The 24938-nt window shown below is 50.0% G+C and carries 24 protein-coding genes; 16 read left to right on the plus strand and 8 right to left on the minus strand.

The genetic code is table 11. The features are described 5' to 3' along the window. The first annotated feature begins 56 nt into the window (after nucleotides 1–56). The 15 genes from GmarT_RS24600 to GmarT_RS24670 all read left to right on the plus strand — a co-directional run bounded on the left by GmarT_RS24600 (nucleotide 57) and on the right by GmarT_RS24670 (nucleotide 12898). Nucleotides 57–812: a DeoR/GlpR family DNA-binding transcription regulator gene (locus GmarT_RS24600; protein WP_044238520.1), complete on the plus strand. Its 756-nt coding sequence runs from the start codon at nucleotides 57–59 to the stop codon at nucleotides 810–812. Nucleotides 813–864: 52 nt separating this feature from the next. Further along, the gene (pduL, locus tag GmarT_RS24605; protein ID WP_002647080.1) at nucleotides 865–1572 is read left to right on the plus strand and encodes a phosphate propanoyltransferase; all 708 of its coding nucleotides are present in this window, start codon (nucleotides 865–867) and stop codon (nucleotides 1570–1572) included. 141 nt (nucleotides 1573–1713) lie between these two features. Then, nucleotides 1714–2010: a BMC domain-containing protein gene (locus GmarT_RS24610; protein ID WP_002647079.1), complete on the plus strand. Its 297-nt coding sequence runs from the start codon at nucleotides 1714–1716 to the stop codon at nucleotides 2008–2010. 137 nt (nucleotides 2011–2147) lie between these two features. After that, nucleotides 2148–2417: a BMC domain-containing protein gene (locus GmarT_RS24615; protein ID WP_044238516.1), complete on the plus strand. Its 270-nt coding sequence runs from the start codon at nucleotides 2148–2150 to the stop codon at nucleotides 2415–2417. 97 nt (nucleotides 2418–2514) lie between these two features. Beyond that, nucleotides 2515–3705: an acetate/propionate family kinase gene (locus tag GmarT_RS24620; protein WP_002647077.1), complete on the plus strand. Its 1191-nt coding sequence runs from the start codon at nucleotides 2515–2517 to the stop codon at nucleotides 3703–3705. Nucleotides 3706–3756: 51 nt separating this feature from the next. Then, on the plus strand, nucleotides 3757–4068 hold the full coding sequence (locus GmarT_RS24625; protein WP_044238456.1) for a EutN/CcmL family microcompartment protein: 312 nt from the start codon (nucleotides 3757–3759) through the stop codon (nucleotides 4066–4068). 26 nt (nucleotides 4069–4094) lie between these two features. Continuing rightward, on the plus strand, nucleotides 4095–4613 hold the full coding sequence (locus tag GmarT_RS24630) for a hypothetical protein (protein WP_002647075.1): 519 nt from the start codon (nucleotides 4095–4097) through the stop codon (nucleotides 4611–4613). A 70-nt stretch (nucleotides 4614–4683) separates the two neighbouring features. Then, nucleotides 4684–6114 (plus strand): aldehyde dehydrogenase EutE, encoded by a 1431-nt coding sequence (locus GmarT_RS24635; RefSeq protein WP_002647074.1) that lies wholly within the window; start codon nucleotides 4684–4686, stop codon nucleotides 6112–6114. A gap of 46 nt (nucleotides 6115–6160) precedes the next feature. Continuing rightward, nucleotides 6161–6421: a EutN/CcmL family microcompartment protein gene (locus GmarT_RS24640; RefSeq protein ID WP_002647073.1), complete on the plus strand. Its 261-nt coding sequence runs from the start codon at nucleotides 6161–6163 to the stop codon at nucleotides 6419–6421. Between the two features lie 31 nt (nucleotides 6422–6452). Then, a complete protein-coding gene (locus tag GmarT_RS24645) occupies nucleotides 6453–7127 on the plus strand; it encodes a hypothetical protein (RefSeq protein ID WP_002647072.1) in 675 nt (224 codons plus the stop codon). 20 nt (nucleotides 7128–7147) lie between these two features. Next, the gene (locus GmarT_RS24650; protein ID WP_002647071.1) at nucleotides 7148–7429 is read left to right on the plus strand and encodes a EutN/CcmL family microcompartment protein; all 282 of its coding nucleotides are present in this window, start codon (nucleotides 7148–7150) and stop codon (nucleotides 7427–7429) included. Nucleotides 7430–7493: 64 nt separating this feature from the next. Next, nucleotides 7494–8384 carry a class II aldolase/adducin family protein gene (locus tag GmarT_RS24655; RefSeq protein ID WP_044238452.1) on the plus strand — a complete coding sequence of 297 codons (891 nt, stop codon included), beginning with the start codon at nucleotides 7494–7496 and terminating at the stop codon, nucleotides 8382–8384. Between the two features lie 60 nt (nucleotides 8385–8444). Continuing rightward, nucleotides 8445–9377, plus strand: a complete 933-nt coding sequence (locus tag GmarT_RS24660) for a malate dehydrogenase (RefSeq protein ID WP_002647069.1) — start codon at nucleotides 8445–8447, stop codon at nucleotides 9375–9377. A 68-nt stretch (nucleotides 9378–9445) separates the two neighbouring features. Further along, the gene (locus tag GmarT_RS24665; RefSeq protein WP_002647068.1) at nucleotides 9446–10663 is read left to right on the plus strand and encodes a hypothetical protein; all 1218 of its coding nucleotides are present in this window, start codon (nucleotides 9446–9448) and stop codon (nucleotides 10661–10663) included. 99 nt (nucleotides 10664–10762) lie between these two features. Continuing rightward, entirely contained in the window at nucleotides 10763–12898 is a 2136-nt protein-coding gene (locus GmarT_RS24670; protein WP_002647067.1) for a YfhO family protein, read from the plus strand. Here GmarT_RS24670 and GmarT_RS24675 read toward each other — a convergent pair. After that, nucleotides 12879–13457 carry an FHA domain-containing protein gene (locus GmarT_RS24675; protein WP_002647066.1) on the minus strand — a complete coding sequence of 193 codons (579 nt, stop codon included), beginning with the start codon at nucleotides 13455–13457 and terminating at the stop codon, nucleotides 12879–12881. The two genes, GmarT_RS24670 and GmarT_RS24675, sit on opposite strands and share 20 nt — an antisense overlap. A 560-nt stretch (nucleotides 13458–14017) precedes the next feature. Here GmarT_RS24675 and GmarT_RS24680 point away from each other — a divergent pair. Beyond that, complete coding sequence (locus tag GmarT_RS24680; RefSeq protein ID WP_002647065.1) at nucleotides 14018–14506, plus strand: YybH family protein; 489 nt, start codon at nucleotides 14018–14020, stop codon at nucleotides 14504–14506. Between the two features lie 49 nt (nucleotides 14507–14555). Here the strand turns inward: GmarT_RS24680 and GmarT_RS24685 are convergent, their stop codons facing one another. From GmarT_RS24685 to flhF, 7 genes are all read right to left on the minus strand, one after another. After that, nucleotides 14556–17882, minus strand: a complete 3327-nt coding sequence (locus GmarT_RS24685) for a hypothetical protein (RefSeq protein ID WP_187782318.1) — start codon at nucleotides 17880–17882, stop codon at nucleotides 14556–14558. Nucleotides 17883–18484: 602 nt separating this feature from the next. Continuing rightward, nucleotides 18485–19795 (minus strand): DUF58 domain-containing protein, encoded by a 1311-nt coding sequence (locus GmarT_RS24690; protein ID WP_002647063.1) that lies wholly within the window; start codon nucleotides 19793–19795, stop codon nucleotides 18485–18487. After that, on the minus strand, nucleotides 19792–20751 hold the full coding sequence (locus tag GmarT_RS24695) for an AAA family ATPase (protein WP_044238449.1): 960 nt from the start codon (nucleotides 20749–20751) through the stop codon (nucleotides 19792–19794). The genes GmarT_RS24690 and GmarT_RS24695 overlap by 4 nt, the downstream gene beginning before the upstream one ends. Nucleotides 20752–20997: 246 nt before the next feature. Beyond that, on the minus strand, nucleotides 20998–21774 hold the full coding sequence (locus tag GmarT_RS24700) for a FliA/WhiG family RNA polymerase sigma factor (protein ID WP_002647060.1): 777 nt from the start codon (nucleotides 21772–21774) through the stop codon (nucleotides 20998–21000). Nucleotides 21775–21849: 75 nt separating this feature from the next. Continuing rightward, a complete protein-coding gene (locus tag GmarT_RS24705) occupies nucleotides 21850–22071 on the minus strand; it encodes a hypothetical protein (protein WP_149303378.1) in 222 nt (73 codons plus the stop codon). A 379-nt stretch (nucleotides 22072–22450) separates the two neighbouring features. Next, nucleotides 22451–23431, minus strand: coding sequence for a P-loop NTPase (locus GmarT_RS24710; RefSeq protein ID WP_002647059.1), 981 nt, complete (start codon nucleotides 23429–23431; stop codon nucleotides 22451–22453). An 88-nt stretch (nucleotides 23432–23519) separates the two neighbouring features. Next, nucleotides 23520–24860: a flagellar biosynthesis GTPase FlhF gene (gene flhF, locus GmarT_RS24715; protein WP_002647058.1), complete on the minus strand. Its 1341-nt coding sequence runs from the start codon at nucleotides 24858–24860 to the stop codon at nucleotides 23520–23522. Nucleotides 24861–24938: the final 78 nt, after the last annotated feature.

Consider the following 24938-nt stretch of genomic DNA (forward strand, 5'->3'; position numbering starts at 1 on the left):
TTTGTGAGGCATATTCTACAGGGAACTATATCGTCTCAGGAGGAGTTTGCATGTCAATGTTGCTTGACGAAAGACGGGAAAGCATATTAAAGATAGTAGAAAACAAGGGTTTTGTGTCCCTTGTGGATTTGATGGATTCTGTGGGCGCTTCTGAATCTACCATTCGAAGGGATTTGGAGTATCTTGACGGAATCGGTCAGATCAGGCGGACCCGAGGTGGGGCTGCTTATAGTGGAGAATCCTTAGCCACTTTTGAAGACAGGTCTTTTATGTCATCCAGGCAAAAAAGGCAGGTTGCTCAAGCAGTGGCCAACATGATCTCTCCGGGAGAGGCCGTGCTGATGGATGGAGGCACAACTACTCTGGAAGTCGCCCGACAACTGGCGGGCAAACAGTTACAGGTCGTCACTAATTCACTCCCGATCGCCAATCTGCTGGTCAATCAGCCACAGATTGACCTGATGCTGATCGGAGGATTCCTGTTTCCTAAAACAGGGGTCGCATTAGGGAAGACCGCAGTGGAATCACTGAAAAGTGTCCATGTCCGACGACTGATTATCAGCGTCGGGGGAATCACAGAAGACGGACTCTATAACAGCAACATGCTGTTAGTCGAAACAGAACAGCAAATGTTTGAAGCAGCAGAAGAAGTGATTGTGGTGACAGACAGTACCAAATTCGGACACTCGGCTCTCGCTTATCTGTGTCCACTGGACAGGGTCGACCACATCGTCGTGGATGACGGCATTACCGAAGAGTGGAAAGACGTCATTCACAAAGCAGGCATCGAACTTACAGTCGTCGAAACATAATTCATCCCTTTCTGAAGTCATTACCAAATCATAAAAATTGAGATCCGATATTATGACACAACTTACCAATTCCATCTCACGCTCGCAGGTAGAACAACTGGTTCGTCAGGCTTTGTCTCAGCAAACAGGAGGGACGGCATCCACACCACAGACTGCTCCCAACCCGCTGGTCGTCAATATCTCAGCCCGACACATCCATCTTTCACAGGAGCACCTGGAAGTCCTGTTCGGGAAAGGTGCCCAGCTCGAAGTTCAGAAAGACCTGTACCAGGATGGTTACTTCGCAGCGACTCAGACGGTTGCCGTTGTTGGCCCCCGCCGCCGGATGATTCCTAACGTGCGTGTCCTGGGTCCCTGCCGTGGTGACACTCAAGTCGAACTTGCTTTTACCGACACCATCTCGCTGGGACTCGATGTTCCCATTCGCATCAGTGGCGACCTCAAAGGCACCCCCGGCTGCGTTCTGATGGGCCCGAAAGGCGTTGTTGAACTGGAATTCGGCGTGATTCGTGCCGCCCGTCACGTGCACATGTCACCCGCCGACTGTGCTTATTACGGCTGCTCTAACGGCGATAACCTGCATCTGCGAATTGAATCTGCAGGCTGCACGACGGTCCTGGAAGACGTTGTCGTCCGCGAAAACCCTGAAGTCAAACTCGAAGTCCACATCGACACCGATGAAGGGAACGCCGTCGACCTCGACCATGCCACTTCAGTGAAACTCTATGTACCTGAAGGCTGCAAATGCAAACACAGCTGATCTGACAATGATCGGCAACCGATTCATCTGCAAACTCGAACAGATGATATCTTAAATACCTGTCGCAGAACCTGATTTAGGATTCTGCAGAAACAACGAACTGTTTTTTTTCTTAACACTCTCTAAAAGGAGAACTGACTCATGGCGAAAGCAATGGAAGCCCTGGGAATGGTGGAAACAAAAGGGCTGATCAGCCTGATTGAAGCCGCCGATGCAATGTTGAAAGCGGCCAACGTACAGATGATTGGCTGGGAAAAAGTTGGTAGTGGCCTGGTCACAGGTTTTGTCGTCGGCGATGTTGCAGCTGTGAAAGCAGCCGTTGACGCCGGTGCAGCTGCTGCCAGCAAAGTTGGAGAAGTCGTGAGCGTTCAGGTCATCCCGCGTCCTCACGAAGAACTCGCCAGCGTACTGCCCAAGACTGCTGCCAAGAAATCATAATCGGGTTATGAACATTGACGGCTGACATTCCTGAACATGATCGTAACGACGATGAACATAACCAGTTGACGTTCAACTGGTATGCAGCTCAGAGTAATGCAGCCCAACCCATCACAACTAAAAAAATCGAGGACAAAATGAGTTCTGAAGCCATTGGTTTAATTGAAACAAAAGGTCTGGTTGCTCAAATCGAAGCTTCCGACGCCATGCTGAAAGCTGCCAACGTGACTCTGGTTGACCAGATTCAGATTGGTGGTGCCTACATCACAACCGTGATCCAGGGAGATATCGGTTCGGTTCGCGCAGCAGTTGACGCTGGTGCCGCCGCCGCTTCTCAAATCGGAGAACTGGTTGGCGCTCATGTGATCGCACGCCCCTCCGAAAGCCTGATGTCACACTTTATGTAAGATGCGTACTGTTGGTTCTTCCCGTCACTCAACGTGTGAGCAGCGGGGAAATGGAAGTCGAAACACCAGTCTTTAAGTCACAGAATGGATTCCTGCAATGAAAGTACTTGTTGCCAATTTAGGTTCCACCAGTTTCAAATATCGCCTGTTCGATATGCCCGCCGAAGTGCAGCTTGCCCGCGGGGGCATTGATCGAATTGGTGAGGAACAGAGTCATTGTTTCGTCGAAATTGGTGCGCATCGGGAAGAGCACGAACAGAATGTGCCCGACCATGCAGCTGCCGTCAACTTATGTCTGTCGCAATTGACCAACTCCGACTGGGGTTGTCTTGATTCAGCAGACGAAGTGGCCGGCATTGGTTTCAAAGCAGTCTTTGCCGGAAACATGAGTGGCATTCGTCTGGTCGATGAAACATTGCTGACCAAAATGGAGGCGCTGGCAGATATTGCACCTGCTCATAACCCTCCCTATGCCCGGGCAATGCGACAACTGCGTCAGGCGTTCCCTGAAATCCCGCTGGTTGCCGCATTGGAAACCGCCTTCCATGAAACCATTCCTCCTGAAAATCGTGCTTATGCCATTCCCCATGAATGGCAGGAAGAATACGAAGTCCAGCGTTGGGGGTTTCATGGCGCCAGTCACCGGTATATCGGCTCTCGTATGGCCGAGCTCACAGGTAAAGATGATCTGAAGGTGATTTCCTGCCACCTGGGAGGCAGCAGTTCTTTATGTGCCATCGAGGGTGGAGTCTCCAAAGCCAACAGTCTGGGAATGAGCCCTCAGACAGGATTGCCTCACAATAACCGTGTGGGTGATTTTGACCCGTTTGCTCTACCGGTTCTGATCAAGGCCACCGGGAAATCCCTGGCGGAACTTCTGGAAGACCTGTCGAGCAAAGGCGGCTTACTGGGCATGAGCGGATTGAGTGGTGACTGTCGCGATCTGGAAGAAGCGGCCGCCAGCGGACACAAACGGGCACAACTCGCTTTGGGCGTGTTCCACTCAGCCATCCGTCAATACCTGGGAGCTTACATGACGGTACTGGGAGGCGTGGATGCGATTGTTTTCACGGGTGGAATCGGTGAGAACAGTGTCAGCTTAAGAGAAAAAGTCTGCAGCAACCTGGAGTGGGCGGGAATTCGTCTGGATTCTGAAAAGAACAAAACAGCCTCTAACGAGGCACAGATCCAGGCGGACGACAGCAAAGTACAAATCTGGGTTGTGCCTACGAATGAAGAGATTGTAGTAGGCAGGCAGACCGTCGAAGTCATCGAAGGGCGTTCGTAACGTCCGGAGAAATACAGTTATCCTTTAGAGGATTTTACAGGAGTTGGTTCGATGTTTATAGGACGCATAACCGGTAGTGTTGTTTCGTCTCAAAAAGTCGAAACAATGATCGGTCAGAAGCTGCTCATTGTCGAACCGTTGCGCGTCAACGAAAAAGACCAGAGTGATCTGACTCCCACCGGACGATCGTTTATCGTCGTCGATACTGTGGGAGCAGGGCAGGGGGAAGTCGTATTGTGTGTGCAGGGGTCATCGGCCCGTTTCACACCTGAGACGAAATCACTGCCCATCGATGCAGCCATTATCGGCATTGTCGATCAGGTTCACATTGGTCCTAAAGAAATATTTAACTCGACGGATTGAATTTCGTTCTGTCCCGGAAACACAGCATGTCACGCGAATTGCCACAAATCACTCTGCAACAGCGACAGATGATGATGACCGTCATCTGGCTCGCATTGATCATGGGTGTGGTGACATTCGGCATGATTGTGACTTTTATCGGACTGAAGGAAGAACCGGGGAAAGGATTACCAGTCATCACTTATCTGGGAATGGGCCTCGCAGCCCTGATGCTGGTGCTGCGAATGATTATTCCCAACATGATTGCCCGGAATCAGTTCACACAGGCAATGCAGGAAGCGAGAGAAGAGGGAAATCAGGATGAAGAACAGATGCTGGGAACATTTTATCAGATCTTTATGGTGCGAATGATTATCGGGCTGGCCTTACTGGAAGGTGCCGCAATGATCAATCTTGTTGCTGTAATGGTTGAAAACCAGAAACTGGCTTTCATCCCGGTATCGATCCTGCTGCTGGTCATGATTGCTTCAATGCCCACGAAATCAAAACTGGACGGATGGATTCGCAACCAGATGGAAAACTATAACCTGGAACACCAAAACTGAATTTTACAGACTGAGTCAGCAGCATTGAGCTTGTGAGTCCAATGCCAGATGACTCGGGGAGAAATAAATTATGCAGGCGACTGAAGAAGCCATTCGTAGTGTCGTACAGGAAGTGTTATCACAGCTCAATAACAAAGGCGGTTATGGTTCCGCTTCCGCCACCACTCAAACGGACGGAGACTGGGGTGTATTCCGCAGTGTCGATCAGGCCGTCGCTGCTGCCACTGCCGGACAGAAGCAGCTGCTGAACGCCACACTGGCTGACCGGGCCAAGGCTCTGGAAATCGTTAGACAGATCTGTACCAGCCAGGCTGATGAACTTGGTCGTATGGAAATGGAAGAGACCAAAATCGGTCGCCTCGATCACAAAATCGAAAAACTGCATCTGATCAAAAGCATTCCCGGCATGGAATTCCTCAAAACGGAAGCCGTCTCCGGTGACTACGGTGTCAGCCTTACCGAATACGCCCCGTTCGGCGTCATCGGTGCGATCACCCCGGTGACACACTCCCTGCCGACCCTGGCCTGTAACTTCATCAACATGGTCGCAGCCGGCAATACGCTGGTCGTCAACCCGCACCCCGGCGGAGCAAAAATCGCCTGCGAAGGGGTTCGCCGCTTCAACCGGGCTATCTATCAGGCAACTGGCCTGCAGAACCTGGTCACGATCGTCGAGACTCCTACCCTGGAAACTGCAGATGAAATCTTCAATCACCGCGGTATTCCACTGCTCGTTGTGACCGGCGGACCGGGTGTCGCCCGCGCCGCTCTGGCTGCTAAAAAACGGGCGATTGTTGCCGGCCCGGGGAACCCGCCTGTCGTCGTCGACGAAACCGCAGACATCGAAAACGCCGCAAAATCGATCATCATCGGGGCTGCCTACGATAACAACCTGCTCTGCATCGGCGAGAAAGAAGTCTTCGCCGTTGAAAGTATTTTTGACCAGTTGATGTCAGCCATGGGGCGTCATGGTGGATTCCAGCTGAACGCACAGCAGGTCGAACAACTCACCTCGCTGGCCTTCGCTCCTCCCAAAGAACCGGGCGGACACGCGATCCTCAACCGCGACTTGATCGGCAAAGATGCCGCCGTGCTCGCTGGGATGATCGGCGTCAGCGTGCCGGCAGGAACTGAATTACTTTACGGCGAAACCGATACAAACAACCCGTTCGTGCCTGAAGAGCAGATGATGCCATTCGTGCCTTTTGTTCGCTGTCGCAATGCAGATCATGGGATTGAACTGGCCAAAGAATTCGAACATGGATTCCGTCATACCAGCATGATCCATTCTCGCAACATCGAAACGATTACAAAAATGGGACGTATCATGGACACCACTCTGTTTGTACAGAATGGTCCCTGTGGTGCCGCCCTGGGGAACGGGGGAGAAGGTTATGCATCATTCAGCATCGCCACTCCGACAGGTGAAGGAGTCACCAACCCAATGACATTCACACGTTTCCGTCGTTCCACCACCGTGGGACACTTACGGGTTATTTAATTAAACAGACAATTAAGCGGAGTTCCGCTGCAGGAATGAAATTCACATGTTGACAGGACAGGTCATAGGACGAGCAACCGCAACGGCAAAACACCCCAGTCTTGCCGGCTGGCGATTATTGCTGGTCCAGACTCTGGACATCAAAGGCAACGCAGATGGATTTCCTGAACTGGTCATCGACCGCCTGGGATGTGGCAAAGGGGATATCGTCCTGCTGACTTCCGACGGTGCAGCTGTCCGGGATATGGTAGGAACCAATAATACTCCCATTCGCTGGGCCACCATGGGCGTCATTGATCGCGAATAAACAATACAGAATCAGAGTGAATTACCGAGTCATGCAGTTTTCTGAAGAATTAGTCAACCAGGTTGTCGCCAATGTACTGTCGACCCTCTCCCGCCAGGGACAGGTCGCACAGCACGCTGGTACAGCCTCGCCTGATGCTTCAGTCGTGTTAACAGAAAAAGTCATCACGGCGGATCTGTTATCGGCAAAGGTGAAAGGACAAACTTCGGTCGGCATCGCCGCGGGAGCCATCCTGACACCCACTGCGAAAGATTATATACGTCAGAACCAGATCAGCGTGCATCGGGCTTCGACAGTTGCTGCTTCTACAAGGCAGGGAACGAAGTGGCGGGCAATCGTGCTCACCCCTTCGTCAGCCGTTGAAAATGCTCTGACTGACATCGAACAACAGACTGGCTCACGCTGGTCACAGGAATTAAGTACCTCACTGGATCACGCTGTGAAAGATGCGATCAGCAGCCTGTGTCGTGCCGATGCTGCAGGAGTTGTCCTGTTTGCCTCCGCGGCAGAAAAAGCAGCCTGCCTGGCCAATCGAAATCAGAAGGTCCGTGCGGCAGCAGTACAGGACGTCAATCACTTAAGAGATGTAATCTCGCAGATGGGGCCTAACCTGATTTGCGTAAATCCCAAACAGAAATCGTTTATCGAACTGAGAAACCTGATCAAAACATTCGTCAAGGCAGGCATTCCCCGGGAAATCAACTAACCTGCTGAAAGTACAGAATTATGAAAATCGCAGAAGTCATCGGAAAAGTGACCTTGTCTCGCAAGCATCCCAGTCTGGATGGTGCCCGCTGGCTGGTCGCGATTCCTTTGAAGAGTGATGAGCTGAATTCAAAAAAGAAGAAAAAAACGGAACCCTTTGTCATTTACGATGAGCTGGGTGCTTCACCGGGCTGCCAGATTGCAGTCAGCGAAGGAGCAGAAGCAGCCGCTCCCTTTCATCCTGATGTGAAACCGATTGACGCGTATGTGTCAGCGATACTCGATCAGGTTGAAGTTTACTGAGACAAGTCTGAAATTAAATCCCCTCACTGAAATCACATTTTTTTTAACGTTTGGAGCTAAAACCATGTCAAATCAATGGAACAGTGGAATTCATGATCGGAAGCTGAAAGAAGAAATCTGCGAAATCGGACGTCGCGTTTACAACAAGGGCTTCGCAGCAGCCAACGACGGAAACATTTCCATTCGCGTCGGCGAAAACGAAGTGCTCTGCTCTCCTACCATGATCTGCAAAGGCTTCATGAAGCCAGACGACATCTGTGCTGTCGACCTTGATGGAAACCAGATTGCCGGTACCCGCAAACGCACCAGTGAAATTCTGTTGCACCTCGCAATCATGAAAGAACGTCCAGATGTCAAAGCCGTTGTGCACTGCCATCCTCCTCACGCGACCGCCTTCGCTGTTGCCCGCGAGCCCATTCCTCAGTGCGTACTGCCTGAAGTGGAAGTCTTCATGGGTGAAGTTCCCATGGCGCCTTATGAAACACCGGGCGGACAGAAGTTCGCTGACACAGTAGTGCCGTTCCTCAAAGGGGGCACGAACACGATCATCCTGACAGGACACGGCACCGTGACCTTTGGAAAATCACTGGAAGATGCCTATTGGAAAACAGAGATCCTGGATGCCTACTGCAATATCCTGCTGCTCTCCAAACAACTGGGTCGCGTGACTTACTTCACCGAAAACGAAACCCGGGAACTGCTTGACCTGAAGAAGAAGCTCGGATTTGACGATCCTCGTTTCCATGTCGAAGACTGTGACCTGTGTGGAAACAGCGCATTTCGTGATGGTTATAAAGAGGGAATTCCTCAGCAGAAATCCTTCGAACCGGCTCCCAGCTATCCCGGGTACCTGTCGAAACCTTCGACGCAGGCAACTCCTGCAACCAATAACGGAGACTCTGATCAGTTGATCAAAGCGATTACCGATCAAGTCATGTCGGCTCTGGGTAAATAATTCCCAGAACCCTGATTTTATAAAACACGCATCACATCATCATATAGAAAAGATATCAACATGAATGTCAGTATTATCGGTGGTGGCGGGCTCGTGGGCTCTTGTGCCGCCTTTGCATTACAGGCCGGAGGCATCGTCCGGGAAATCGCCCTGGTAGACGTCAATCAGGATCTGGTTGAAGGCCAGGCGCTGGACCTGCTGCACGGCAGTTCCTTAACCGCCGATCAGAAAATCTATGCCGGCGGAACTGAACTCGTGAAAGACAGCGACGTGATCGTGATCACTGCCGGTCTGCGACGTAAACCAGATGAAAGCCGCCTGGATCTGATCAACCGGAACGTGGCTCTGTTCAAAAACATTCTGGAAGATGTGAAGCGTGTCGGAACCAAACCGGGCGCGATTGTGTTTGTCGTCTCCAACCCGGTGGACGTGCTGACCTACCTGGCAATGAAAGAACTCGGACTGCCTCCACAACAGGTGATTGGCCTGGGTACCGTACTTGATACCACCCGCCTCCGCAGCATGCTGGCTGCCCGGTTGGATGTGCCTCCGACACAGGTCTCGACTCTGATTCTGGGTGAGCACGGCGACAGCATGGTACCCATCTGGTCTGCCGCACAAATTGGTGGATTGCCACTCGAAAAATTTCCAGGTTGTAACCCCAGCCTGATTGCCGAAGTCGAAAAGAAAACTCGTGGCAGCGGAGCCGAAGTCATCAAGAAAAAGGGGGGAGCCGGTTTTGCGGTTGGTGTGAGCATCGCGGATGTCGTGCACTGTATCGCCCTTGATCAGCGTCGTATCCTGCCAGTCTCTTCGCTGCAGAATGGTGCCTTCGGTTTACGGGATGTCTGTATTTCCGTTCCGACCGTCATGGGGCGATCGGGTGTGATGCAGCATCTGGAAATCGAACTCTGGCCGAAAGAACAGCTGGCACTCACCCAGTCCGGAAAAGTACTGCGGGAAACCGTTGATAAGGTACTGGGCGGGAATTGAGTCAGAATTTACACCTTGAGTTTTGTTATCTTCAGTTTAGTTGCGTTTAGTATTGAAATGATTGTCTGATGGAAAAATCACTCGACAGGAAGCTGCAGTCGATTCACGCGGACCCTACTGGTTCCAAAGAGTTTATTATCGCGGATGCAAAAGACGCCGACATGGCGTTTGGAATTGGTGCCCCTGGCTTGTCACCCGAACGTCATGACCAGGAACTCAAATACAAAACACTGGCTGAATACCGGGACCAGATCCGGGAAGTAATCCAGCAGGAAGTAGTGGATATCGTCTTAATGTCTGCCAGTACCAGTGAGAAGCTGACGATTGACGAACGCCTGTTCGACAATTCGCCGATCACGCCGGCTGCCCGGGCCAATGACACAACTGATGTGCATGTTCCTCGGGGTGGAAAGATTCACTTATCGCCTGCGAAACCATTTCGATCGGCCAGCCTGGATCACATTCAGTGTGGCCACCTCGATTGCTCACCGGAAGAACGCGCCTATGGTGCTGACCTGGGTCTTTACTCAGTAACCTTTAATAACAATCTGGAAGAGGACCTGGCAACCCTTGAGCGCTACAAAGAATTTCGAGAAGAAGCCGAACGCAAAAAGTTCCGCCACTTCCTGGAAATCTTCGATCCGAATATCAATACCGCCATTGCTGCCGACCTGGCACCAGGTTTTATCAATGACCTGATTGCCCGCACCCTGGCTGGCGTAGCGACGGCAGGACGGCCCACCTTCCTGAAAATGGTCTATCACGGTCCACGTGCGATGGAAGAACTGGTCGCCTACGATCCACATCTGATTGTGGGAATTCTGGGCGGTTCAGCGGGAACCACCCTGGATGCATTCCAGCTGATCTACGACGCCAGAAAATATGGTGGCCGCGTGGCTCTATTTGGTCGAAAGATCAATCAGGCCGAACATCAGCTGGCGTTCATTCAATTCCTGCGATACCTGGTGGAAGACAAAATTCAGCCTGTCGAAGCAGTCAAAGCCTATCATGGTGTACTTCAGGAACTGGGAATCAAACCGACACGTGAACTGGACGTCGACCTGACATATCAGACTGCCGTCATGAGCTATGGGGGAGAAGACGGAAAAACCTTCAGCTTCCCTGCACAGAAAACAGACAGTAAACCTGCCGTCAACAGTTCAAAATCAACAACAGAGAAACAGCAGCCAGGGAACGACAAGGGAACTCCCGACTTCGCATCCATGAGTTCTGCAGAGAAGCTCGCCTTTCATCAGGCGCGACTGAACCGCATGTTTGGTGAATAAGTCCTGCTGCTGAGTGTTGAGACATCATATCGAGCGGCTTAGAATACAAGACTTGTCATTCCAGGCCGCTTTTATTTTGTCAACACAAGGTTCAGTCGTTTGAGTCGTTCTGCAAAGAAGAAAACCCGGCCCTCCCAGCCGGAAACATCAACACCGGCAGGTACTCCCGTCTTCGCTGGCACGATCCTCGTCCTCGCCATCGGTTTAACGTGGATCTTCTGGTACGGCCTCTGGTCGGGTGGGGGGCTGATCGGCGGTGACCTTTATACCTACTTCTTTCCCCAAAAGACGTTCTTTGCCGAACGTCTGCAGGCAGGAGAATTTCCACTCTGGAATTCCAACATCGGACACGGCGTCCCGCTGGTTGCGGAAAGTCAGACCGGTGCATTCTACCCGTTCAACTACTTCGCCTACCGCTTTCTTCCCGTCAACACTGCCTACAACTTCGTCCAGATCTTGCACTATATTCTGGCGTTCGTCTTTACCGGCATGTATGTGAGACGCCTGGGCTACTCGCTGGTTGCTGCATTGTTTGCAGGACTCGTCTATACCTATGGTTGGTTTCCCTCGCGCATCTGCCTGGAATGGGCCATCATTGGGGGCGCCTGGCTGCCATTAACGCTGTGGTGCGTCGAGTCGTTTTTCCAGACCCGTTACTGGCGGTATGCGATACTATTGTGTTTCGCGCTGACGATGCAGATTCTGCCTGGCCACTTCAATCTGGCCTTTATCACACAATTGATGCTGGTCGTCTATATTCCTGCCCGCATCTGGGTCAGCCGCGACGAAACCACTGAAGCACTCAAACCCTATCGCCGACGGACCATCATACTTCTTCTGGTAGCTTTTATTTCCACCTATGCACTCTCAGCAGTACAGCTCGCGCCAACCTGGGAATTAAAACAACTCAGTCAACGGGCAGAAGTGGGCGAGCGTTCGCATCAACCCGGTTACGGACATATCCCGGTCTGGTATCTCTCGCAGGTGGTTGCCCCCTGGGCCTGGTACCCCTATGAAGTGAACCTGGATGCCGGACTGACAGCCGGCAGCGATGCCACCAATCAGGTCGAGGCCCATCTGTACTTCGGAATCGCCTCGATTCTCCTGCTGATTTATGGGACCTGGCGTGGCGTCTGGACGCGTGACCGCAGACTGATTCTGCTGGCTGTGATCGGTGTTCTGGCGCTGTTGTATACGCCAGGCTGGCTGCTTCCGATTACAAAACATCTGCCCGGCTTCAGTTTTTTCACCGGCCCCGGTCGTTATGGCATCCTGACCACATTCGCTGTCGCAGTCATTGCCGGCGTCTGCCTGGAACGACTGACAGCGAACTGGAATCGTAATCTGCAGTTGATGGTAGTCGCGATCATCTGCCTGTTTACTACTGCTGATTTCTGGATCGTCAGTCGTTATGTGACTTATGCTGCTATCATACCTGACCCGCCGATCAATAATTTAGACCGGAGTGCACTCAAAAAGATTGTGACAGACTACGGTAAACCGGTTCGCCTGTTTGCCCCGGGAGCCAATTTGCCTACTCTACTGGGCGTGGCTTCCACGCCTGTTTACCTGGGAATCGGTCCCGAACAGTATTTCAATCCAAAGCTGACAATGCCCGAGCCGCTGCCGTTCAAAGAACCCGCGACACCTGAGCAGATTGCATGGCTCCGCAATGCAGGTGTGACCCACATCCTCAGCCAGCATCCCCTCGACTTGAATCATTGGCCGGTAAAACCGGTCTGGAGAGATTTTGATGCGGTAATTAACCCCGCCTGGGGACGCTTCGACGAACCAGTTTACTTTTATGAACTTCAGGAATCGCGAGGTCGACTTGCCTGGAAAAATCCCCAGGAAAATCAAAACGCCACGCTTACAGGTTACCGCTCAAATGAAATTGTAATTGAAGCCGAGACGCCAACGGAAGATACACTCATCTTAACCGACTTGATGTATCCTGGCTGGAGGGTCTACGTCGATGGCCAACCTGCTGAAGCAGAACTGATCGAAGGCATGTACCGCGGCGTGAAACTTTCTGCGGGGAAACATGAAGTGGTCTGGGCATACCAGTCTGGCTGGTTTCTGATCGGGGCGATTGTCAGCTGCGTCACACTGTTGGTTTTATTGACGATTGCCCACTTCCGATTCTGGCATCCAATTCTGTTTCAAATGAAACAGCGGACAATGGAAGTGCAGCCTGATATCCCTGCCAGCGAGATTACGAAGAAGAAGAAATGAATTCCACGTTGGAACCAGTCCCTTCAAAGCGGTGACTGTCTGAATAATTTTCTTCATCGTCTTCGTCGTCAACGCTCTCCAGTTCATCGCTGGGCAGCATATCGTTTGCACTTACGTTGTGACCACTGTCTGAAATGGCAACCGGGAACTGCTGGGAAATATCCACGTCTTTGGTCGGCTTTTTAAAGTGCTGGACCGACGGTGCTTTGGTAGGCGTACTGTCTGTCTCCGGCTGACTGTCAGACTGTTCTTTTTTCTTATGAAAGTCGGCGCCAATATTTTCCAGATGATAGGCGACGTTTCCAATTTTCAGCTCATCATGCAGTTTCAGCCAGGCCTGCTGGTCAATCTTCTTGCCGTTCACATAAACGCCGTTCATGCTGCCCAGATCACGAACGACAGGACGGTCATTCACAATCGCGAGACAACAATGCTTGCGAGAGATCTTGGGACTGTCATTGATCACGATATCACAGTCGGGGTGGCGTCCGACGAGAATGATCGCCTTGTCAAGCACGATCGGGCGACCTTGATTCACGGGGACTAAGCAGACTGCCATAGAAGACTCCAGTCAGAAACGTAAGCAAACTTATTGAATATTTATTATACGAGTCATCCTGATCCAAGTAAAAGAAAAAAGGCCCAAGGGAAACAGGTGCGACAGAAATTCACACCATAACCCATATATCTTACACGGATGCTTAATATGTTAATTATTGATAAATATCGACTATTTATAGATATATACTCAATACAGACCTCTTGTTTTTATCAAACTTGAGTGATTCCCCGCACTCTCTCAAATTCAAGATACCCCCAGATTGACTTAGACACTTTATATGATAATTATCACAACCCGCACAAAAGGACTATCAGAGAGTGTGCAAAACAGCACACTCTTGGCTTCAGGTCTCATTTTGACAATCCAGTAAGATATGATGACGTCAAACAGAAAGGATTGTTGCCGGGAATCTGACTCACCATTCTCACGTAGACCCAATCACCTGTACCAGCTACTATCGTCATGATAAGACCGTCTCAAATCGCAGTAGCGGTTCGAGAACTCATGAACGACATTTATGAGACCTTGCCCACTGACTCTATATGGAAGAATCCCCAATGAAGACTGCTCTGATTTATATAGCGATGATCACATTTACTGGTGTCAGTTTAATTTCTGAAAACTCGGCCTCTGCCAGTGATGAAGATCAGAAAGCCGTGCAGGCGGCAACCAGCCAGTTTTACACGGCTCTGAATGAGCTGTTTACCGGCGAAGTTGAGCCCATGAAAAAAGTCTGGTCGCACCAGGATGATATCACTTTTATGGGACCGGATGGCAGCTTTCTGCATGGCTGGAAACCGATTGCTGCTGAATGGGAAAAAACGGGCTCCATGAAACTGGGTGGTAAAGTGGAAGCATCAGAAATACACACCACAGTCGGACCGAAACTTGCCATCGTCAGTAACTACGAAATTGGTCATAACAAAGGGCCGGATGGAAAAATGCTGAAAGTCAAAATTCGAGCGACAAGCACCTTCAGAAAAGAAAACGGGAAATGGAAAATGATTGGCCATCACACCGACCTGCTTCCCTTTCTGTTGAACTAATCTGCTGACGAATGGTCTCTCATTCTATGGCGCGCTTGCGATGGATCGGTTAAGGGACAGGCTGTTGTGCTTTGACTTCTTTGCTCTTGATCTGACAGGACGGCAATGCCTGCTTGAACTTTTCAAGGTCCGCCGCGGACAATTCGAGGTGTTGCAGGGAGAGAAAGCGCAGGCGCTGCATGTCTTTCAGTGATTCGAGGCAGGCAGCCGTTGTTTTGCTGTGGTCCAGATCCAGTGAGTAGAGCCGATTCAGCTGGAGTTGGGCCAGTTGGGCAACTCCGGCATCGGTGATCTGTGTATGTTCAAGTTTCAGTTTTTGCAGGTTGACCAGGCCTTTCAAGTCTTTGATCCCTTGGTCCGGAATGCGGCTTCCCGATAAATCGAGTTCACTGAGATACGTTAAATTTTTTATGTATTCAAGCTTCGTATTGTCGAATTCCGCCCAGTGCATACTCAGTCGCTTTAAGTCTTTCATCTCCGAGATTCGTTTCAGGCAGGAGTCGAATACTTTAGCTTTCTCAGCGCGATTATGGATCGCAAAAATACCCTGGAGGTGGTTCGGAAATTCAACTGATTCGATTACGTAGTGATGTCCCTGATTGATTACATTAACATTGGCACCTGCTTCTTTCAGTTCCTGTATCACGTATTGCAGGGAGGAGGCTAACGGCGCCGCGTATTCAATATTGCATTTCGGCTGGGAACGCTGGAAATTTTTTACCCCATCCTCGCTTACCTTGGTGTCGTTCAAATCTAAGCGGTACAACCCCCTTAGCGTTTCCAGATCTTTCAACCCCCGGTCTGTGATATAAGTAGAATTCAGAGATAACATCCCCAGTGAAGTCATCTTTCTCAGAAGGGGTGTTCCACCGTCCGTAATCGTGGTGCCGTCGAGAATCAATGTGTTTAATCGTGGCAGACGTAATAGATCTTCCAGTCCCTGATCAGCCACACGGGTGTGTTCCAGAGCCAGGCTTCGCAGATTTTCAAGCGATGCCAGATGGACCATTCCGTCGCTGTAAATACGGTTCTGGCTCAGATTGAGAACTTTGAGATTCGTGAGGCCAGACAGATGTTTGAGCCCATGCTCCGTGATCTGATTTTGGGGGAGAATGAAGATCTTCAGCTGCGTCATCTCCTTGAGTTGGATCAACTGATCGTTAGTAATTCCGGCATTTTCAATCTGCAATACTTCCAGCTTTTTCAGTTGAGTCAGCTGTTTAAGTCCTTCTTCAGTGAAATTTCCACCATTCAGCTTGAGTACTCTTAGCTCGGGAACATGCTTCAGATGCTTCAGTCCGGCATCTGTCAAGTCAGCGCCGGCGACGTCCAACTCGTACAGTGTTTTTAAACCATTCAGCAGACTGAGCCGTTCGTCAAGGGGGGAGAGTTTCTTTTCTCTGCCTGGGAGGGGATAGAATCGGACGACGAGCTGTTCAGCATTCTCAGGCAGCCGACGTCGCGTATAAAAGCCACCTGATTTTTTCAGTTTTGCGAGAATGCTCTGAATCCCGGAGTCTAGGGGAGGCGAAGCCTGAATCCGACAGTTGGGGCACTGTTGCTTCAGCATCGCGACGCCTGCTTCTGTAACGCCGGTGCCATGTAAATTGAGATCCGTTGGTTTGATCAACTTGTCATGAAAATATGCCATTCCTGTATCCGTTACTTTGGTACCGTATAAATCCAGGCTTTTCAGATTAAAAATCGAACTGAGAGTTTTCAGGCCTGCGTCATCAATGTCTGTCTCTCGTAAGCCCAGCCTGTAAAGTTGCTGCAGCGACTGAAGTGATTTTAAACCGGCATTTGAAACTCTGGTTTCATCCAGAGACAGGACCTTTAACGGTTTCAGGTTCTCTAAATGAACCATACCTGTATCGGTGATCTCAGTTTTTCTGAGATTCAATGAGCGGAGCTTCGTCAGCTTTGCAATCGAAGCCAGCGCTGTATCATCAATTTGAGTGTAATCGAGTTTCAAAGTGGTCAGTTCTGTCAGTGGTACCAGATGTTTGACTCCTGCACTGTTGATCTTTGTCTTTGTGAGTGACAAGCTTTGCAAGTGGATTAATTTGCTTACCGTTTGCAAGCCGGTCTCGGTGAGGGGAGTAAGTGATAAATCCAGCGTTTTCAGTTTTGGTAGTGTTACCAGTTCACTCAGGCCTGTGCCTGTAACGGACGTGTTATAAAGTTTCAATGATTCCAGTTTTGGCAGCGCTTTTAAATGTGTCAGTCCAGCGTCAGTGACCCGGGTACTTCCTAAATTCAATGTTTTAAGTTGCGGGAATTTTTTCAGCGAGACCAGTCCGGCGTCGGTAATTCCCGATCGGCTCAGGTCCAGATTTTCCAGGCTTTTCAGGTCATTCAAAGTCGCCAGTCCTTTGTCTGTGATTGCCGTGCCTGGTAATTGCAGGGTTTCCAGTTCAGATAAACCGGATAGATGTCGGGTACAGTCATCGGTGATGCTGGTACTGATGAAGGAGACCGATTTCAAACGGGGGACATGTTTTAAGTGTTTAACCTGCGCATCGACGATTTGATTCCCAAAGAATCGAATAGAAGTAAAATACTCTGAAGTGAGTTTTCCATTCTTAAACACTCTTTGATTCTGGATGTGTGCTCCCTGTGCTTTCAGAGCGGCTATCGCTGCCTGTGCCTGAGTGGAGTCGCCGGGAGCAGTTGCTTTGCCCGTCTCAATTTTACATTTGGGCAGTGCGGCGTGGACTCGGGCCATTCCCGCTGAGGTGACGCCGGTAGAGATCAGGTTCAGCTTCTTCAGTTGCTTCAGTTTGATGATGTGTTCCATGCCGGCGTCGGTGACGGCTGTCCTGGCGAGGTTTAACGAGGTTAAACGGGAAAGCCCTGTCAGATGGGGCAGGGCAGCATCCGTGATGGGTGACTGCATTATCGTTAGTGAGGTCAGTCCCTTCAGCTCATTGAGAATCTGCAATCCCTGGTCACTGACACTGGTTTGATTCAGCGTCAAAGATTTCAACCCCGACAGACCTTTCAGACAGGCTAGACTTTTATCATCAATGTGTGGTCTGGAAAGACTGATGGACGACAGCAATCGATGCTGATCCAAATCTTGATACCGGACGAACCCTCCTAGTGATTTGACTTGTCGGGCAACTTTGAGATGAGCAGGCAAGACGGGTCTGTCAAACAGAATTTTGCATTCAGGGATCGCTTCCTGAAGTTCCGCGACCCCCGCGCTGGTTACTTTTGTTTCATTAACTTCGAGTTGCTTCAGTTTTTTTAATTCAGACAAATGGGTAAGGCCGGCATTGCTGATTTTTGTCTGATACAGGTTCAGAGAATTTAACTCTTTCAGATTATTGAGATGCTCCAGACCAGAATCTGAGATTTGAGTCGCAAACAACCACAGAACTTCCAGTTGGGTTAAATCTTTTAAGTGTACCAGGCATTGATCAGTTAAAGGTACATGTCTGACAAACAGGTGGGTCAACGCCGGAAATTGCTTCAAATGTTGGAAGGCGTCGTCTTCTAAAGGGCAATTTTGGAATTCCAAGTTTTGCAAGTGCTTCAAATTGGTCAATGACTGCAACCCGCTCCCCGAAATTTTGACATTGTAAAATCCGAGTTTGCGTATGTCTTTCAGATGATTGATGAACTTGATCTGGGTGTCAGTAATCTTGTTATTGGTAAAAGAAACTGAGTCTATTTTCTTTTTTGATCCTGATTTGGCATATCCGAATCTGCCGCCCAGGGACCGGATAATTTGTATTGCCTGTGTTTCTGTTATTTCTGAGGGTTCAGCCGCGTATCCTGCCTGAATCAGAATCGCGGAGTTAAGCAATAAACAGGTGGCAACGAAAAGAATTGAAAACCGCATCAGGAGAATCCCTGTTGTGAATATCCAGGTTTTAAGTGGAGGATGTACGTATGGGTATGAGTATGACTATAACCCTGTGCGCAGTCAGAAGCAAATGGATGAGTCAGTGGCAGTATTATTTACTGAGATCAGAGCAACTGCCGTGCTTTGATATCCAGATAGCGACTGATGAGGTTGACCGACAGGTTTTCAGGCAGCGTATCGAGCACGAGCAACCCTGATTTCTGCAATGCGGCAATTTGAGTCGCCTGGGAAGAAACGATCTCAGCCGCGGCGGCGATCTGAAATGCTTCCCGGTCCGTCTCCGGGATTGAATTCATTCGATTTTCAAGGGGAACGTTTCGTAAAAACGCAGACAATACCAGATGCGGCCAGCGCATCATCCGCAAGGCGTTTCCCAAGTATTCCAGATGAACTTCATCCAGCGCATGTGTCAGTACAACGACCAGCGAGCGTTTACGATAGCGCAGTTGCAGTTGTTCGGACATCAGCTGGTAATCGGAAGCCTCATAAATCGGTGTCAGGTCATATACCTGACGAATCAGCTTCTGAATCGAACTGGCACCGCGGATGGGGGGGACCCAGCATTCCACCTTGTTCGAACAGGCCATCAGAGAAACGGTATCCCCCTGCCTGAGTGCGACATAGCTCAACAGAATCGCAGCATTCAACGCACGGTCAAAGTGGGTGACACCTTCGTCGGCATTACACATCGAACGACCACAGTCGAGAAGAAATATGATGTTCTGATTTTTCTCGACCACGTATTCCCGACTGATCAATTCCTGATGACGCGACGTGGCTTTCCAGTCAATGCTGCGAAATTCGTCTCCCCGTCGATATTCACGCAGTCGGTCAAAATCAGTTCCCCGCCCCCGTAGACGCGACAGTTTGATTCCCGCCTCGGCCAGACGATTGCGACGCGCCAGCAGTTCCACCCCGCGCACCGATTGAATGTCGGGATAGATCTTTATTTCCTGGCGAATGTCCCGTTCGTCGTATATGGTCCAAAGCCCGAACCGACTTTTCATCTGTAAAAACACGCGGCGAAAACGGTTTTTCCCGCGATGGTGTGGCTCAACATGGTAGATGCTGAATTGATGCTTATTGGGAAAGAGTTGGATATCAAACGGAAGATCTGTATAATGACAGGGCATGGGTGGTTCATCATGCACATGAATCTTAAGTGGGACTGAGCCACGGTTATTAAACCAGAGCTTAACACTGTTCGAAGCGCCGACACTCAAGACATCGTTCACTTCCCGATGTACTTCGATTGTAAGCAGCGAGGGTGTCAGCACCAGATCAACCAGTGAGAACAGAAATACCAGTAGACAGACTAAAACACCAGCCTGCCCCACTTCCGGCCAGATCGTTCCCAGCGCAAAGGGAAGCATGGCCGCCGCGAACAGATACAACAGCGAGAGGCGGGGCATCATTTGCGGGGAGCCTCAACGCTTTCCAGGATATCCCGAATGACTTCGTCCACTTTCATGCCTTCAATTTCCGCTTCCGGATGCAATCGAATCCGATGACGCAGAATGGGAAGTGACAACTCTTTCACATCATCGGGGACAACAAAATCACGCCCCTGACAGGCGGCCAGAACCCGTGTACTGATCAGTAGATTGACACTCGCCCGGGGACTCGCCCCGACTTCAATGGTATGCCAGCTACGGGTCCGCGATACGATGGATGTAATATATTGAATGATGGAAGGTTCAACAATAATTTCTGCCGCACGCTGCTGAATCGACAGGATGGTTTCCGTGTTCAGCACAGGTTGAATTCCAAAAGTGCTCAGATCCCGGTTGTCTTTCCCGGCAGCATACAGATCCAGGATCGCATTCTCCTGATCTTGTGTCGGATAGTCGACCAGTAACTTGAACATGAAGCGGTCCAGTTGTGCTTCCGGGAGCGGATAAGTCCCTTCCTGTTCCAGAGGGTTCTGCGTTGCGATCGTGAGAAACGGTCTCTGCAGCGGATAGGTTTTTCCGTCAACAGACACCTGTCGTTCCTGCATTGCTTCCAGTAACGCAGACTGCGTCTTGGCTGGCGCCCGGTTGACTTCATCTGCCAGTAGCAGGTTTGTAAACAACGGGCCCTGATTGAAGGTGAATTTCTGCTCATGCATGTCATACACAGAGTGGCCGGTAATATCAGAGGGCATCAGGTCAGGAGTAAACTGGATCCGCCGAAACTCACTGGAAAGCACATGACTGAGCGTATTGACCAGCAGCGTCTTACCCAGGCCAGGAACGCCTTCGATTAAAACATTCCCTTCACAAAATAAAGCGACCAGCACCCCCTCTACCAGGTCTTCCTGCCCCATGAGCACTTTACCCACTTCAGTCATTGATCGCTGGTAATAATCTTCAACTTGTGAAACATCCATGAATGAACCGTAACCCCGATTGTCTGTCTGAAGTAAGTAAATCAATTGTGATCTGGGATCACTCTTCGGGAACTGATGTTCCCTGTGACGTTTATTCTAAAGCGAATCCGGTTCAGATTTCGAGCATCCGGGTCGAGAACTGGCATGTTTTTTCAAATTGCCTGGCGGGAATCGTGAGCAGATCATAAAAAAAGGCCCCCATCAATAATGGAGGCCTTTTCTGTAGTATGATCACGAAACGAAGCTTTAGGCGAATTCAGGGCGACGTCGTCCCAACTGTTCCTTCAGGCGGTTAACGATGCTCGAATGCATCTGGCTGACACGAGATTCTGACAGCCCCAGCGTGCTGCCAATCTCTTTCATAGTCAGTTCTTCATAATAATACAGGATGATAATCAGGCGCTCATTCCGGTTCAGACCTTTGGTTACCAGACGCATCAGATCCCGTTTCTGAATGCTCTTGGTGGGATCTTCCCCTTTGGCATCTTCGAGGATATCCACTTCCCGGACATCTTTGTAGCTGTCTGTTTCATACCATTTTTTATTCAGGCTCACCAGGCCGACCGCATTGGCCTCATTTTTGAGCTTTTCAAATTCCTTGCGGGACAATTGCATTTTCCGGGCAATTTCTTCGTCTGCCGGGGGGCGACCAAATTCCGCTTCGGCCGCTTTTCGGGCTGCTTCCAGCTTGCTGGCTTTACTGCGAACCAGGCGTGGTACCCAGTCCATCGTGCGCAGCTCATCCAGCATGGCTCCACGAATACGGGGCACACAGTATGTCTCAAACTTGACACCCCGCTCCAGGTCGAATGCATTAATTGCATCCATCAGCCCAAATACACCAGCCGAAATCAAGTCGTTCAAATCTACCCCTTCAGGCAGTTTGGCCCAGACTCGTTCTGCATTGTAACGAACCAGGGGAACGTATTGCTCAATGAGCATATTACGCAGGGCCTGGTTGGATTGATCCTGCTTGAACACCTTCCAGATTTCTGCGATTTCTTCACTGGCTTTGATGGCCATTTACTCCTCCGTGATCAACATACAGCCGCTTCATATGGATTAAGATGAAACGATGACTGCTAAAACATTTTATATTTAAGCAAGATTATTTTTCCATTTTTCAAAACTTGCTCGTGCTGATTCTTCAACAACACGAGTAGCAACTTCTCCGAACAACAGACCTAGACCGAAAAATATGACGGCTGCTATGAGTGCGGATTGTGTCGCGCCAATGAAATCAGAATGAGAAATCACTCCTCTTACTGATTCAGTCGCAAAAGCGATTAGCGATAATCGAAATGCATAATGCAGGGCCACGGAATATTCCCGGATAGAGTTTGAAAAACGATTGCGAGAGAAAATTCACTTCGCTCCAAAGGTACCTTCGCTCGTCTATCCTTTAATATCGGCGTCCTGCTCCAGAAAATTTAACCTTTCTCCTACAATTTAATTAACCGTTAAACATTAACATTTGAATCTTCTCCGATGCGTAATTCGATCCTTGAGGTATGTCCATAAGTCTGGAAAATACCTGCTGTTGAAGTACGCGACCACAGACCAGGATCTGCAGTAACTGCGAAAAATATTAATTGTCAAGGGATTTAATAGTGACGTGACTCAAGTAAGGGATTGAAAGGAAACGAGAGAGAGATGAGAGAGTGTTTCCTGTGGTTTCAATCCATTTGCCTGAGGGTGTTTACGCGGCTTCACCCAGCAAACGCTGCCAAAGTCGCGGAAAGTAAGACTCTTGTTTATTTTGTTGTCCAGCAATCTGGTGTCGTTCCAGCAGGTCATGCGCCAGACGGAAAATAGATTCCGCGGCGGGACAATGCGGATGGCTTAATACAAATGGTTTCCGATCATAAACAGATTGAACGACATGCATATCATGTGGGATCTGACCGGCTTGTGCCAGTCCGGTGTGTAAAAACAGTTCCGTTGTTTTTTTAAGTTGCTGGAAGACCTTTTCAGACTGATCGTCTGACGTACATTGATTGATCAAAGCCTGAATTTCCAGCGATTGTATTGTCGAAAGTGATTTGATTGTCGCATAAGCATCAGCAATGGCCGTGGGTTCGGGAGTCGTCACTACCAGGACATCGTCGGCCGTCGTAACAAACTGCCTGATGCTGCGGTGGATGCCAGTTCCATTATCCAGAATCAGATAATCGTGAGTAGCTTCCAGTTCCTGCATCTGTCCCAGCACATCTTTCCGAACCGCTTCCGAACAGTCTGCCAGATCTGTCAGTCCGCTGGCGCCAGTAATGACACTGACTCCCAGGGGACCTTCCAGTTGAATTTCTTTTAAGGAACGGGCTCCGCTGACCACATGTGAAAGATTCCAGTAACCATTTAATCGACACAATAAATCAATATTGCCCAGCGCCAGATTGACATCAATCAGGCAGACCGAAGCTCCGGACTGTGCCAGAGCCAGTGCCAGATTCAATGACAACACCGACTTTCCGACGCCTCCTTTTCCACTACAGACTGCCAGTGTCCTGCAATGGGAGGTTTTGTTCTTTTCAATAATGCCAGGACGTCTCTGCTCCATCAATCCGCGCAGAACCCTGGCCTGATCCCCCTGCGAAGCCACATTAGACTGTGATTCGGGAGGATTGACAGGAGGAACTGCTTCCACCTGCTTCGGGTTCCATTCATTGACGGCTGGAGCCATCGCAACTTCCTTTTATCTGAATCTCGTTTGAAACGAAAATGATCAACGCGATTATGTATTGTTAGAACGAATGATGTAATACGACTTTTTAACGCAGCTGATCCTCACCCAGTATCAGTCGCGCCATCCGGGCGGCATTGGCGGGTTCGATATCATCAGGAACATCCTGACCGGTTGTCAGATATCGCACAGGCAGTTTTACATTTTGACTTAAGGTCAACAGACTGCCCATCACAGGAGCTTCGTCCAACTTGGTCAGAATCATGGAAGTCGGACGGGCCACCTGGAATCGTTGCGCGATCGCTTCAAGTGTTTTTACGCTGGAAGTCATACTCATGACCAGTGAAACTTCATCAATGGGTACTTCACGGAACAGGCGCTCGAGTTCCTGAATTTTCAGATCATCACTGGGACTGCGACCGGCGGTATCAATCAGCACCAGATCCAGTCCGACCATCTCGTCGAGAGCCTGCTGCATTTCTTTCGGTGTGCTGACGACCTTCATGGGCAGATCAATTATTTCAGCATAGGTCCGCAGCTGTTCGACGGCGGCAATCCGATAGGTGTCAACGGTGACCAGTCCCATTTTAATATTATCACGCAGTCGGAAATTAGCTGCCAGTTTTGCAATGGTTGTCGTTTTGCCCACTCCTGTTGGCCCTACCAGTGCGACCACTTTACGATGCCCGGGAACGGGACGAATTGGTACGGAACAGGCTATCTGAGATTCAATCAATGCGGCGAGCAGCGATTTGCTGGCAGCAGAGTCTTTCAGTTGCTCGGGACTCGCATGCTCTTTCAGTCTGGCAATCAGATCGTGGGCAATACGTTCATCCACCTCTGCATCGATCAGATCGGTATAAATATGAAACAGTTCTGAAGGCACGTCAGTAGATCGATGGGAGCGGGTACGGCGATCCAGTGATTCCAGCATCTCCTGAATCGCGTTCAGTTTCTCGGTAAATTCTTCTGTCGGATCAAACTGTTTCTGTGTGGGGGGGAGTTCGCGAGGTGCTGCTTCTTCGAAGCGCTGGCGGAATCGTGGTTGTTCCGGCGACGGGGAGTATGTTGATTCTCGACGAGGAGTCGTTTCGCGTCGGACTGGTAATGTTTCCTGATGTGCTGACACGGACGGAGAGACTGTTTCGCGACGACGATTGTCCGATTGCAGGTTTGATGCCCGGTGCCTTAATACTGAGCCTGCACTGGTGGAACGTTTTTTATTCTGCAATGCGGCTGGTGTCTGTGTTTCAATACCCAGTCCTGCTGTGATTTCATATGCTTCCTGGGTTCTCGACCAGGGCAACAGGCTTTTACGCCCCGGAATCTGGCGCGTCTGCAGGATGACGGCATCACTGCCCATCTCTTCCCTTACCAGCGTCAGTGCTTCCTGCATCGAAGCTGCTTTAAATGTTCGAACATCTGACATATTTGATGTTTCCTCTATTTTATTCCGTTGAGATCGTTTTTATTTATAGGTAATGAATACTGGTCATCAGGAAAACAG

This window comes from Gimesia maris (assembly GCF_008298035.1).
Lineage (GTDB): Bacteria > Planctomycetota > Planctomycetia > Planctomycetales > Planctomycetaceae > Gimesia > Gimesia maris.

Excerpts from the sequence above, each read along its gene's own strand:
- GmarT_RS24645 (WP_002647072.1), top strand. The coding sequence starts at position 6,453 with ATGCAGTTTTCTGAAGAATTAGTCAACCAGGTTGTCGCCAATGTACTG.
- GmarT_RS24635 (WP_002647074.1), top strand. The coding sequence starts at position 4,684 with ATGCAGGCGACTGAAGAAGCCATTCGTAGTGTCGTACAGGAAGTGTTA.
- GmarT_RS24650 (WP_002647071.1), top strand. The coding sequence starts at position 7,148 with ATGAAAATCGCAGAAGTCATCGGAAAAGTGACCTTGTCTCGCAAGCAT.
- GmarT_RS24690 (WP_002647063.1), bottom strand. The coding sequence starts at position 19,795 with ATGATGCCCCGCCTCTCGCTGTTGTATCTGTTCGCGGCGGCCATGCTT.
- GmarT_RS24695 (WP_044238449.1), bottom strand. The coding sequence starts at position 20,751 with ATGGATGTTTCACAAGTTGAAGATTATTACCAGCGATCAATGACTGAA.
- GmarT_RS24710 (WP_002647059.1), bottom strand. The coding sequence starts at position 23,431 with ATGGCTCCAGCCGTCAATGAATGGAACCCGAAGCAGGTGGAAGCAGTT.
- GmarT_RS24625 (WP_044238456.1), top strand. The coding sequence starts at position 3,757 with ATGTTTATAGGACGCATAACCGGTAGTGTTGTTTCGTCTCAAAAAGTC.
- pduL (WP_002647080.1), top strand. The coding sequence starts at position 865 with ATGACACAACTTACCAATTCCATCTCACGCTCGCAGGTAGAACAACTG.
- GmarT_RS24600 (WP_044238520.1), top strand. The coding sequence starts at position 57 with ATGTTGCTTGACGAAAGACGGGAAAGCATATTAAAGATAGTAGAAAAC.
- GmarT_RS24620 (WP_002647077.1), top strand. The coding sequence starts at position 2,515 with ATGAAAGTACTTGTTGCCAATTTAGGTTCCACCAGTTTCAAATATCGC.
- GmarT_RS24640 (WP_002647073.1), top strand. The coding sequence starts at position 6,161 with ATGTTGACAGGACAGGTCATAGGACGAGCAACCGCAACGGCAAAACAC.
- GmarT_RS24680 (WP_002647065.1), top strand. The coding sequence starts at position 14,018 with ATGAAGACTGCTCTGATTTATATAGCGATGATCACATTTACTGGTGTC.
- GmarT_RS24615 (WP_044238516.1), top strand. The coding sequence starts at position 2,148 with ATGAGTTCTGAAGCCATTGGTTTAATTGAAACAAAAGGTCTGGTTGCT.
- GmarT_RS24610 (WP_002647079.1), top strand. The coding sequence starts at position 1,714 with ATGGCGAAAGCAATGGAAGCCCTGGGAATGGTGGAAACAAAAGGGCTG.
- GmarT_RS24665 (WP_002647068.1), top strand. The coding sequence starts at position 9,446 with ATGGAAAAATCACTCGACAGGAAGCTGCAGTCGATTCACGCGGACCCT.
- GmarT_RS24660 (WP_002647069.1), top strand. The coding sequence starts at position 8,445 with ATGAATGTCAGTATTATCGGTGGTGGCGGGCTCGTGGGCTCTTGTGCC.
- GmarT_RS24655 (WP_044238452.1), top strand. The coding sequence starts at position 7,494 with ATGTCAAATCAATGGAACAGTGGAATTCATGATCGGAAGCTGAAAGAA.
- GmarT_RS24675 (WP_002647066.1), bottom strand. The coding sequence starts at position 13,457 with ATGGCAGTCTGCTTAGTCCCCGTGAATCAAGGTCGCCCGATCGTGCTT.
- GmarT_RS24630 (WP_002647075.1), top strand. The coding sequence starts at position 4,095 with ATGTCACGCGAATTGCCACAAATCACTCTGCAACAGCGACAGATGATG.
- flhF (WP_002647058.1), bottom strand. The coding sequence starts at position 24,860 with ATGTCAGATGTTCGAACATTTAAAGCAGCTTCGATGCAGGAAGCACTG.
- GmarT_RS24700 (WP_002647060.1), bottom strand. The coding sequence starts at position 21,774 with ATGGCCATCAAAGCCAGTGAAGAAATCGCAGAAATCTGGAAGGTGTTC.